The 9,920-nt window shown below is 70.2% G+C and carries 11 protein-coding genes; 5 read left to right on the top strand and 6 right to left on the bottom strand.

What is annotated here, in order from left to right; all coding sequences use genetic code 11:
- The first annotated feature begins 35 nt into the window (after positions 1–35).
- Positions 36–299, top strand: coding sequence for a hypothetical protein (locus tag AC5JJ2_RS19425; protein ID WP_495859682.1), 264 nt, complete (start codon positions 36–38; stop codon positions 297–299).
- A 2-nt stretch (positions 300–301) separates the two neighbouring features.
- Here AC5JJ2_RS19425 and AC5JJ2_RS19430 read toward each other — a convergent pair whose 3' ends face one another.
- From AC5JJ2_RS19430 to kaiB, 3 genes are read right to left on the bottom strand one after another with little or no spacing between them, the layout of a single operon-like run.
- Positions 302–1,726: a hybrid sensor histidine kinase/response regulator gene (locus AC5JJ2_RS19430; protein WP_495859683.1), complete on the bottom strand. Its 1,425-nt coding sequence runs from the start codon at positions 1,724–1,726 to the stop codon at positions 302–304.
- A gap of 20 nt (positions 1,727–1,746) precedes the next feature.
- Positions 1,747–3,246, bottom strand: a complete 1,500-nt coding sequence (kaiC, locus tag AC5JJ2_RS19435) for a circadian clock protein KaiC (RefSeq protein ID WP_495859684.1) — start codon at positions 3,244–3,246, stop codon at positions 1,747–1,749.
- Positions 3,246–3,554: a circadian clock protein KaiB gene (kaiB, locus tag AC5JJ2_RS19440; RefSeq protein ID WP_495859685.1), complete on the bottom strand. Its 309-nt coding sequence runs from the start codon at positions 3,552–3,554 to the stop codon at positions 3,246–3,248. The genes kaiC and kaiB overlap by 1 nt, the downstream gene beginning before the upstream one ends.
- A gap of 480 nt (positions 3,555–4,034) precedes the next feature.
- On the opposite strand from kaiB, the gene AC5JJ2_RS19445 reads away from it, so the two are divergent.
- Positions 4,035–4,934, top strand: a complete 900-nt coding sequence (locus AC5JJ2_RS19445) for a HEAT repeat domain-containing protein (protein ID WP_495859686.1) — start codon at positions 4,035–4,037, stop codon at positions 4,932–4,934.
- Positions 4,935–5,033: 99 nt separating this feature from the next.
- On the opposite strand, the gene AC5JJ2_RS19450 is transcribed toward AC5JJ2_RS19445, so the two are convergent.
- Positions 5,034–5,423: a hypothetical protein gene (locus AC5JJ2_RS19450; protein ID WP_495859687.1), complete on the bottom strand. Its 390-nt coding sequence runs from the start codon at positions 5,421–5,423 to the stop codon at positions 5,034–5,036.
- Between the two features lie 142 nt (positions 5,424–5,565).
- Between AC5JJ2_RS19450 and AC5JJ2_RS19455 the strand changes: the two genes are divergently transcribed.
- Positions 5,566–6,513 carry a hypothetical protein gene (locus AC5JJ2_RS19455; protein ID WP_495859688.1) on the top strand — a complete coding sequence of 316 codons (948 nt, stop codon included), beginning with the start codon at positions 5,566–5,568 and terminating at the stop codon, positions 6,511–6,513.
- Positions 6,514–6,578: 65 nt separating this feature from the next.
- Complete coding sequence (locus tag AC5JJ2_RS19460) at positions 6,579–8,117, top strand: oligosaccharide flippase family protein (protein WP_495859689.1); 1,539 nt, start codon at positions 6,579–6,581, stop codon at positions 8,115–8,117.
- Here the strand turns inward: AC5JJ2_RS19460 and AC5JJ2_RS19465 are convergent.
- Positions 8,071–8,367: a DUF167 domain-containing protein gene (locus AC5JJ2_RS19465; RefSeq protein ID WP_495859690.1), complete on the bottom strand. Its 297-nt coding sequence runs from the start codon at positions 8,365–8,367 to the stop codon at positions 8,071–8,073. The two genes, AC5JJ2_RS19460 and AC5JJ2_RS19465, sit on opposite strands and share 47 nt — an antisense overlap.
- Positions 8,364–8,984 (bottom strand): hypothetical protein, encoded by a 621-nt coding sequence (locus AC5JJ2_RS19470; RefSeq protein WP_495859691.1) that lies wholly within the window; start codon positions 8,982–8,984, stop codon positions 8,364–8,366. Before AC5JJ2_RS19470 ends, AC5JJ2_RS19465 begins: the two co-directional genes overlap by 4 nt.
- A gap of 59 nt (positions 8,985–9,043) precedes the next feature.
- Here AC5JJ2_RS19470 and AC5JJ2_RS19475 point away from each other — a divergent pair, with 59 nt between their 5' ends.
- A complete protein-coding gene (locus AC5JJ2_RS19475) occupies positions 9,044–9,823 on the top strand; it encodes a lysophospholipid acyltransferase family protein (protein WP_495859692.1) in 780 nt (259 codons plus the stop codon).
- The last annotated feature ends 97 nt before the right edge of the window (positions 9,824–9,920 follow it).

The raw sequence follows: 9,920 nt of genomic DNA on the forward strand, positions 1-9,920 counted from the left end.
CCGCTATGCTCGCGGCCGAAACCGGGGGGTTGGTCATGCGCCGCACGTTGTTCGCACTCGCTCTCGTCTCCACACTCGCGGCGACCGGCTGCCACCGGGACAAGTACAACCTCGCGGCCAAGTTCGAGGAAGATTACGTCCTGCCGCCGGACGAGGCCCGGTTCAACAACCCGCCGGAGTCCGGGTACAAGCGGCCGGCCAAGAAGCGGGAGACGGACGTGCGGAACGGCCCCGGCTTCGGCAGCGGGCCGGGCACGAACAACTTCTCCAACACCGGCGCGCCCAACGGCGGCCGGTAACGTCACCGCGGGCCGGCCAGCAGCTCGCTCAGCTCGCCCAGGCCGACCGGCTTGACCAGGTGGCCGTCGCACCCGGCCGCCCGCGTCCGCTCCCGGTCCGCGTCCTGGCCCCACCCGGTCAGCGCGAAGATCGCCACGCCCCGGCCCCAGTCCCGCTCGCGAATCCGCCGGGTCGCGTCCAGCCCGTTCAGCCGCGGCATCCCCACGTCCATCAGGATCACGTCCGGGCGGAACCGCTCGGCCTGCTCGACCGCGTCCAGCCCGTCGTGGGCCGTCGCCACCTCGTTGCCGACCAGCCGGAGCATGTCGGCCATCGACGCGGCCGCGTCCCGGTTGTCGTCCACCACCAGGATGCGGCGGTCCCGCACCGGGTCGGCGTCCGCCGCCGCCGGGGCCGCCTCGGACGTGGCGGCGGCGAGCGGCAGCCGGACGGTGAATTCGCTGCCGAGGCCCGGCCCGTTGCTGGCCGCCGTCACCGTGCCGCCGTGCATCTCGACGAGGCCCTTCACCAGCGCCAGCCCGATGCCGAGGCCGCCGGTCGCCCGCTCGACCGACCGGTCCACCTGGGAGAACATCTCGAAGACGGTCGGCAGGGCGGCGGCCGGGATGCCGATGCCGGTGTCCCGGACGGTCACCACGGCGGCGTCCCCGTCCCGGCGGCCGCGGAGGTGGATGCGGCCGCCGGGCGGCGTGTACTTCGCGCTGTTCGTCAGCAGGTTGCTGAGGACCTGCGCGATCCGCGTCAGGTCGGCGTCCAGGACGAGCGGGTCCGGCGGGAGGAGGACGGTCAGCTCGTGCCCGGCCGCGTCGATCGCCGGGCGGGCCGCCTCGACGGCCGCCTGCACCGCGTCCGCGACGCCGACCCGCGCCCGGCGGAGGGCCATCTTCCCCTGGTTGATCCGGGACACGTCGAGCAGGTCGTCGATCAGCCGGACCATGTGCTCGAGTTGCCGGGCCATCATCGCCTGGGCTTCCTCCCGCTTGGCCCGCTCGGCGGAGAGGCGGATGACCTGCAGGCCGTTGCGGACCGGGGCGAGCGGGTTGCGGAGCTCGTGGGCGAGCATGGCCAGGAACTCGTCCTTGCGGCGGTTCGCCTCGACGACGGCGGCCTCGGCCAACTTCCGGTCGGTCACGTCCCGCAGGGAGGCGAAGTACGCCGGCGCGTCCTGCCAGCGGATTTGCACGGCCCGCATCTCGGCGACGCGGCCGCCGGGCAGGTCCACCTCGGCCGCCGGCCCGCCGACGACCGGGATGCCGAATACCTGGCCGACCAGCGCCGCGGCCGGCCGGCCCATCAACTCGGCGGCGGCCGGGTTCGCGTACAGGATGCCGCCGCACCGGGACACGACCAGTACGGCGTCCGCCCCGGCCTCCACCAGGTCGCGGAACGGGTCCACCGTCGTCCGTGACGGGTCGTCGTCGGCCATCGGGTTCAACCTTGGGGAACTCAGGGCACCGGCCGGCCGCCGATCTCCTCGCCGCCCGGCGGGATGTAGGCGAACTGGCCGGCCAGGATGCCGGAAACCTGCCGGAACGGGCCTTGCACGTGCAGCCCGGTCCCGTCGATCACGTACTCGCGGATGTCCTTGTCGTGGGCCGACCCCCGCATCTTCAGCACCGTGATCCCCCGCCGCATCTGGCCGTGCATCTCGACGTACCGCAGCAGGATGATCGAGTCCGTCGTCGTCGAGATGTGCGTCTCGGTGATCGACGTGCCGCCGAGCAACGAGGAAGTCGTGGCCGTAAACAGGCCGGGGACCTCCTTGTGCTTGACGAACGACACGAGGCCGATGACGAACTCCCGGAAGCTCTTCACCGGGGCGACCCGCTCCAGGGCCGAGAAGCTGTCCACCGCCACCCGGTCCGGCTTGAACTCGTCGATCGTCCGCTTCATGGAAATCAGGTGGTCCTCCAGCGACGCCGCCTCCGGGTACGTGCAGACGACCTTCAGCCGCCCGTCCTTCTCCATCGCCGCGAAGTCCACGCCCCACCCGGTCGCGTTGCGGAACAGTTGCTCGCGGCTCTCCTCGAACGCGAACAACAGCGACCGCCGGCCGGCCTTCAGGAACTCGGTCGTGATGAGCGTCTTCCCCGTCCCGGTCGGGCCGGACACGAGGATGATCGAGTCCCGGAAGAACCCGCCGCCGCACATCGCGTCCACGGCCGTGTTCCCGGAACTGATCCGCGCGTCGGACGACTTCTGCTTTAACTCCAGCGCGGACAGCGGGATGACGACGACCCCCTCGCCGGGGACGATGGTGAACGGCCACTCGCCCTTCTGGTGGCCGGTGCCGCGGAACTTCAGGATTTCCAGCGTCCGCCGGCGGACCTCGTCCTCGAGTGTGTTCCGCAACACGACGACGTTGTCCGAGACGAACTCCTCGACGCCGAACCGGGAGATCGGGCCGTGGTCCTCCGTCCGCTCGGCGGTGATGACGGCGGTGACGCCGGCCTTCCGCAGCGCCCGCGCGATGCGGAACAGCTCGGCCCGGATGGTGGCGGCGTGGTCGAGCTGGGCGAAGATGCCGCCGAGGGAGTCGAGGACGACCCGCCTCGCGCCGATCTTGTTGACCGCGTGGTCGATCCGGACGAGCAGCGCGCCGAGGTCGTAGTGGCCGGCCTCCACCTGGGTCGTGCCGGGGTCCGGCGACCCGTCCACGAACGCCCACTTGCCGGCCGCCTCCCAGATCGGGATGTCCCACCCGAACCCGGACATGTTCCGGCGGATGTCGTCCGGCGGCTCCTCGAACGTGACGAACACGCCCGGCTCGTTCGCCTTGAGGATGCCGGCCGCCAGGAACTGGGCGGCGATCACCGTCTTCGCGCTCCCGGACGTGCCGGACAGGAGCGTCGCGCGGCCCTTCGGCAGGCCGCCCTCGGCGATCAAATCGAACCCCTCGATTTCCGTCCGCAGCTTCTCGATCCCGCGCTCCGATGCCGTCACCATCACCGCGCTCCCCCTTTCGCGCCGTTGCCGTTGGGGTTCAGCCGCAGGTCCAGGCCGAGGAGAACCCGTTCCGTGTCCGACAGGTCGCCGATGATCCGGCGGATCGGGACCGGCAGTTCCTTGACGACCGTGGGGGTGGCGAAGATTTTCTCGTCCTCGGCGAGTTGCGGCCGGTCGAGCACGTCGATGACTTCGAGTTCGTACCGGCCGCCGAGTTCGTCCTCGCAGAGCTGCCGCAGGTTGGCGATGGCCGCCAGCGACCGCGGCGTCTGCCCGGTGACGTAGAGTTTGATGACGTACTTATCCATGCGTCCCTCGCGGGGCGGGCGGCGGTCCGGGGTACGGAAGTCGGGCGGCGACACGTCCGTGGTCGAAAGAACGGCCGCGCGGTGACCCCGGTGGGTGCGGGGATCGACGTGTGGGGAAAGGGTGCGGCCAGAGTGCCTCTAGCCTATCGGCCGTCCGGACGGGGTTCAATCCGATTCCCGCGGAATCCGAGACTTTAGCCCGATCCTCGCGCCGGCCCGGAATCGGGCGTGACGGAGCGGCGCGACCACTACCGCCTAACCCTTTCCCGCCGCCGGTCGGCGAAGGTGTGCGGTCCGGCCGCACGGTGCGGGCTGCGCCCGTCGCGCGCGTCCCGCCGGCGGGACGGCCCGCGCCGGTTGGTCCGCGACCGCGTTCGCCGGTCCCGGCTCGAAACCGCGAAATCCCCGACAAGCGGCGGCCGGTCGCGTCGATCCGTAGGTGCAGGATCGAAGCCTCGTATGCGTTGTCGGAGTTGTCCCATGAAGCGCACCGCCGCCGCCCTCGCGATGTTGGCCGCGTTCCCGGAAGTGGCCCCCGCCGCGGAGCTGCCGAAGTTCGAGATCCCCCGGCTCGGCATCTTCCGCAAGAAGAAGGAAGACCCGCCGGCCACGCCGCCGCAACAACAGCCCGCCCCCGCGCAACCGGACACCAAGCCGGCGAAGGTGACGGCCGTGGACGCGCTGAAGGCCGACCGGGACGAGAAGAAGCGGCTGGCCGCGGCCGAGGCGTTGCGCTCGGCCGACCCGCGGACCAGCCCGGATGTGCTGCCGGCGCTGACGACCGCACTCCAGCAGGACCCGTCCGCGGCGGTGCGGGCGGCGGTGGCGGAGACCATCGGGAAGTTGAAGCCGGTGTCGGCGGAGGCCGGGGCGGTGCTGGAGGCGACCGTGGCCGGCGACCCGGCCGCGGCGGTCCGGAAGGCGGCCCAACAGGCGCTGTGGGAGTACCACCTGAACGGCTACCGGTCCGCCGCGGCGAACGCGGCGATCCCGCAGACGGCCGAGCCGCCGCTCGCGAAGCCGAAGGCGATCCCGGCGAAGCCGGCCCCGCCGGTCGTGCTGACGAGCAAGACGCCGACCGCGCCGACGCCGGCTCCGGCGGTGGCGACGCCGGTTCCCGCGCCGCGGCCGATCACGACCGGCATCGGCAAGGGGGCGATCTACCCGCAGACGGTGGAGCCGCCGCTGGCGAAGCCGAAGGCGGAGAAGGTGGACGTGAAGCCGCCGACGGTGAAGGTGGACGCGCCGCCGCTGACCCCGCCCGCCGCGGCCGTGCCCGGCATCCCGACGCCGATGCCGCCGAGCGACGCCGCGCCGGTGAGCGTGCCCGTGCCGCCCGCGCCGTCGGGCGTTCCCACGATCCCGCCGCCGGGAAAGTGAGGGAAACGAAGAACCCACCCGTCGAAGCGACGGGTGGGCTTTTTGTCGTTGCTATTCAAATCTTGTCTTTTCTGACTCCTGATCCCTGTCCCCTGACTCCTATTTCTCGGCCGGGAACACCACCGACCGGCCGTACGTCGAGCCGATCGGCATCCGCGGCGTGAACGTGTTCGGGTACTTCGTCGATTGGAACGACGACGTGTTCGGCAGCGTACTGAACCCGGCCTGCGAGGTCGGCGGCGTCGCCCGGCGGCCGAGCAGGTTGTTGAACGTCCGGACGAACCCGTTGTCCTCGATCACGTTCGCGACCGCGTTCCCGATGGTCCGGATCGTGCCGGCCGTCGTCGTGCCGGTCGCGTTCGCCACCGTGTTCGTCGGCCGGATGACGAACTTCTCCGTGTCGATCGGCTTGAACACGAACGGCTGTTGCGCCGCCGCCGTGCCCGCCCACGCCAGCACCGCCGCCGCCGCGATGAGCCAATTGCGCATGTCGGTCCCCCTTGCCTGAGTGCGGACGATCCCCAAAGTCCGGCCGGACGATACCCGCCGCCGGCGGCGTGTCAAGGAAAATGTCCTCGACTTGCCGCCGCCCCGCGGTACGCTGGCCCCCACCCATCTCCCCGAGGTTCCCATGCGCTCTCTCCTTGTCTTGCTGGCGGTCGCCGCCGTCGCCGCCGACTACCCGACGAAGCTGCTAAAGTCCGACGCGCTGACCGTCACCGTCTACCCGCCGGACGCGGAGAAGGGGATGTACCGCGGCACGCGGTTCGACTGGTCCGGCGTGCTCGGCGTGGAGTTCGCCGGGCACAAGCTGTTCGGCCCGTGGCTCGGCAACCCGGACCCGAAGAACCACGACAGCATCATCGGCCCGTGCGAGGAGTTCGGCATGTTCGTCAACCCGCTGAACTACGACGCCGCGAAGGTTGGCGGGAAGTTCCTGAAGATCGGCGTCGGCGTGCTAGAGAAGCCGAAGGAGGAAAAGTACCGGTTCTTCCACAATTACAAGATCGTCACCCCCGGCCCGTGGGCGGTGGACGCGACCGAGTCCACGATCACGTTCAAGCAGACGATGACGACCGACTTCGGGTACGGCTACGCCTACACGAAGACGATCACCGTGACGGGCAAGCAGCTCGTCATCGCACACGCGCTCGAGAACACGGGGAAGAAGCCGATCCACACGGACCACTACAACCACAACTTCTTCAACGTGGACGGCGACGCCGTCGGCAAGAACTACGAACTCGAGTTCCCGTTCACCCCGGCTGCGGTGAAGCCGGTGGAGCGGTTCCCCGAGGTCGTGAAGTTCGACGGCAACAAGCTAACCCTGACGAAGGAACTGGACCCCGGCACGATCTACGCCGGCATCACCGGGTTCGACGCGACGGCGAAGACGAGCGGCGTGACGATGCGGCACAAGCCGACCGGCGTGACGGTCGAAGTGAAGGGCGACCACCCGCTGAAGCAGTTCAACGTCTGGGGCATGAAGACGACGCTCTGCCCGGAGCCGTTCATCGAGTTGAAGATCGAGCCGGGCAAGTCCGCGTCGTGGAAGTGGGAGTACGAGTTCAAGAAGTGACGGGATTACTCTCGACGGACCTCGTGCGGGCGGGGTAACCTGTCCCGCCCTGCACGGAGGCTTCGGTGGCGTCACGACTCTCGATGCTCGTCTCGGCCGGCTCGAACTGGCTGGCGTTCGCGGCCGCGCTCGCGGTCAGCTTCTTCCTCACGCCCTACCTCATCGACACGCTCGGCAAGCCGCGGTACGACGTGTGGTGCGTCGTCGAGGCGGTGCTGGCGTACTTCACGCTCCTCGACATGGGCTTGGCCGCGTGCCTCGTCCGGCACGTCGCGCGGAACCACGCCACCGGCGATCGTGACGCGCTCAACCGGATGGCGTCGTCGTGCCTCGCGCTTTACACGGCCGCGGGAATGATCGCGCTCGCGGTCGGCACGCCGGTCGCGTACCTCCTCACTCCTAGCCTTGAATCGCGGCTCGGCGGCGGCGGGGACGTGCTCCCGTTCATGCTGCTCATGCTCGCGAACCTCGCCGCGACGCTGCCGCTGAGCGTCTTCCCGTCGATCCTCGACGGCCTCGACCGGTACGCGGAAAAGAGCGCCGTGCGGATCGCGTCGCTGGCCCTTCGCACCGCGGCCATCGTGTGGACGCTGAACAACACGACCGGGCTGTTCCCGCTGGCGGTGGTGTACACGGCCGCGAACCTCGGCGAGCACGCCGTTCTCGCGGTGCTGGCGTTCCGCCGGCTGCCGGGGCTGCGGTTCGGCCGGTCGTGCGTGGACCGGGCGACGCTGCGGGAGGTTCGCGGGTACAGCGTCGATGCGTTCCTGGCGATGCTCGCCGGGCGGATCACGGTTCAAACCGGGGCCGTCGTCGTCGGGCTGTTCCTGCCGACCGGGGCGGTGACGTTCTTCGCCACGGCCTCGCGACTCGTCGAGTACGCGAAGACGTTGCTCCGCACGATCACGGCGACGCTCACCCCCGGCGTGAGCGCGATGGAAGCCCGCGGCGACTGGCCCGGCATCGCCCGCCTCATGCTGACGGCGACGCGGTGGGTGCTGTACGTCGTGCTGCCGGTGAACGCCGGGCTGTGGTTCTTCGGGAGGCCGTTCCTGCACCGGTGGGTCGGCCCGGAGTTCGTCGAAGGAAGTTTCCCCGCCGTCGCGATCCTGGCGGCGACGCTCGGCCTCGGCGTGGCGCAGTCGGTCGCATCCCGCATCCTGTACGGCCTGGGTCGGTTGAGGCTGTTCGCGAGACTGGCCCTGGCGGAGGCGGGGCTGAACGTCGCGCTGATGCTCGCGCTGATCCGCTTCGGCGTCGAGGGCGTGGCGGCGGCGGTGGCGGTCCCGAACGTGCTGTTCTGCGTGGCCGTGCTGGTCTACACCTGCCGGCTGATCGGCGTGGGTGGGTCCGACTACCTGATGGCGTGGCTGAAGCCGCTGGCGGCGATGCTCGTGCCGGTGGGCGTGTGGCTGAGCGCGGGGGAAGTCGAACCGACGTGGCCGGCCCTGGGGTGGGGGATCGGCGTCGGGCTGGTTCCTTACGCGGTCGCGGTCGTGGCGCTGGAATGTGTCGGCCGGGCTACGCGATCCGCCCCGGAAGCCGTCCGCATCGCGGCTAACCAAGTTTCTGTTGAAGTACCGCCGTCAGTTGTTCGGGCGTGACGCCGCGGACGAGGAACACCTTGTTCCGGTTCGTCGCGCCGGTCAGCAGCTCGACCTGCGACCGCTTGACGCCAAGCCAGTCCTTCAGCACCTCGACGAGGGCCGCGTTCGCCCGCCCGTCCTCCGGCGGCGCGGTGACGGCTACCTTCAGCGCGTCGGCCTGCTCGCCGAGGACGGCGTTCTTCCTCGCGCCGGGCTGCGCCCGCACGGCAAGCGTCGCGCCGCCGGCGTGCGGGTGAACCGCGATCATGCGGCGGCCGTCGCCGGAAGGAGGCCGACGACGTGCAGTAGGATGCCGAGGATGCGTTCCGGTTGGTTGATCCGGTAGTCGGTCAGATCGACTTCGAGCAGCCGGTCGGTCAGGCGGAGGAACTTCCACTCGCCGCCGTCGGTCACGGCCCCGTACATGACGGCGATGTCCGGGTTCTGCCGCCGGTTGAACCGTTGGCCGGCGACCATCGCGGCGGCGCACTGCCCGAGGCCGCCGGCGATGTCCTCGTTCTTCGCCTCGACGATCATTATGAACGGGGCGGTGACGTAGTGCAGCTGCGGCGGCCGGCCGAGGATGAAGTCGCACACGCCGACCAACTCGGCCGCCTCGTCCACGTCGAACCGCGTCCCGGAGAACATGGCGACGCGGTCGTTACCGAGCCGCCAGACCTCGGTGAGGATCGGCGCGATCAACAACTCGGAGCGGACCTTCTCCGTGTTGACCGCCACCGCGAGCGGCTCCTGGCGGTGCAACAGGGTTTCCAGCACCGGATCGACCGGGGCGGTCGGGAACGCCGCGAACAGGTTCGTCCGTGTCTGCACGGTGACGCCGAAGTCCGCCTGCACCCGGGCGAGGGTGAACTGGTTGTACGCCATTGGGAACCTCCGGCGTCATTCTATCATCCCCCGCGCGGCCGCCCGTCTATCATGGCCCCATGCCGACCGCACTCCCACCCCGCTCCGACTGGTGGTTCAACTTCATCCGCGACCGCGTCGCCGCCGGGTACCTCCGCAAGCACTGCCACGCCCTCCGGCTGGCGAAGGGATCGGCCCCGCTACCGGCCGACGACGCCCCCGTTCTCGTGGCCATGAACCACCCGTCGTGGTGGGACCCGCTCATCGCGTTCGTGATGAGCGGCCAGTTGCGGGGTTACGCGCACTACGGCGTCATCGACGCGGACATGCTGAAGAAGTACGCCATGCTGAAGCGGGCCGGCATCTTCGGCATCGACACGCGGTCGCTGTCCGGGGCGGCCGAGTTCCTGCGGGCCGGGCAGGCGGTCCTCGAACGGCCGAAGAATGCGTTGTGGGTGACGGCCCAGGGCGAGTTCGTGGACGTACGGCAGCGGCCGCTCGCGCTGCGGCCCGGCGTTGGTCATTTGGCGTCGCGGATGGAAACCGGTTGGGTGCTACCGATGGCGATGGAGATCGGGTTCTGGAACGAGCGGACGCCGGAGGCGCTGGCGCGGTTCGGCCCGGCGATTCCCGTTCAACCGAACCGCCCGGCCCGGCAGATGACCGCGGAGATCGAGGCGACGCTGACGGCGACGCTCGACGAGCTGAGCCGGGACGCGATGAGCCGGGACGCCGGGCGGTTCACGACGATCATCAGCGGCCGCGTCGGGGTCGGCGGTGTGTACGACTGGTGGCGGCGGCTGAAGGCGACCGTCACCGGCAAGCCGTTCGACGCATCGCACGGGGGGCCGTCGTCGTGACCGTCCTCGCGATCCTGGCGTTCCTGCTCGCGCTGCTGCCGGCGGTGCTCTACTTCCGCAACGTGAAGCTGTTCCGCCCGCCGCCGGAAGTCTTGTT

Source organism: Limnoglobus sp. (genome assembly GCF_059499385.1).

Excerpts from the sequence above, each read along its gene's own strand:
- AC5JJ2_RS19425 (WP_495859682.1), top strand. The coding sequence starts at position 36 with ATGCGCCGCACGTTGTTCGCACTCGCTCTCGTCTCCACACTCGCGGCG.
- AC5JJ2_RS19430 (WP_495859683.1), bottom strand. The coding sequence starts at position 1,726 with ATGGCCGACGACGACCCGTCACGGACGACGGTGGACCCGTTCCGCGAC.
- kaiC (WP_495859684.1), bottom strand. The coding sequence starts at position 3,246 with ATGGTGACGGCATCGGAGCGCGGGATCGAGAAGCTGCGGACGGAAATC.
- kaiB (WP_495859685.1), bottom strand. The coding sequence starts at position 3,554 with ATGGATAAGTACGTCATCAAACTCTACGTCACCGGGCAGACGCCGCGG.
- AC5JJ2_RS19445 (WP_495859686.1), top strand. The coding sequence starts at position 4,035 with ATGAAGCGCACCGCCGCCGCCCTCGCGATGTTGGCCGCGTTCCCGGAA.
- AC5JJ2_RS19450 (WP_495859687.1), bottom strand. The coding sequence starts at position 5,423 with ATGCGCAATTGGCTCATCGCGGCGGCGGCGGTGCTGGCGTGGGCGGGC.
- AC5JJ2_RS19455 (WP_495859688.1), top strand. The coding sequence starts at position 5,566 with ATGCGCTCTCTCCTTGTCTTGCTGGCGGTCGCCGCCGTCGCCGCCGAC.
- AC5JJ2_RS19465 (WP_495859690.1), bottom strand. The coding sequence starts at position 8,367 with ATGATCGCGGTTCACCCGCACGCCGGCGGCGCGACGCTTGCCGTGCGG.
- AC5JJ2_RS19470 (WP_495859691.1), bottom strand. The coding sequence starts at position 8,984 with ATGGCGTACAACCAGTTCACCCTCGCCCGGGTGCAGGCGGACTTCGGC.
- AC5JJ2_RS19475 (WP_495859692.1), top strand. The coding sequence starts at position 9,044 with ATGCCGACCGCACTCCCACCCCGCTCCGACTGGTGGTTCAACTTCATC.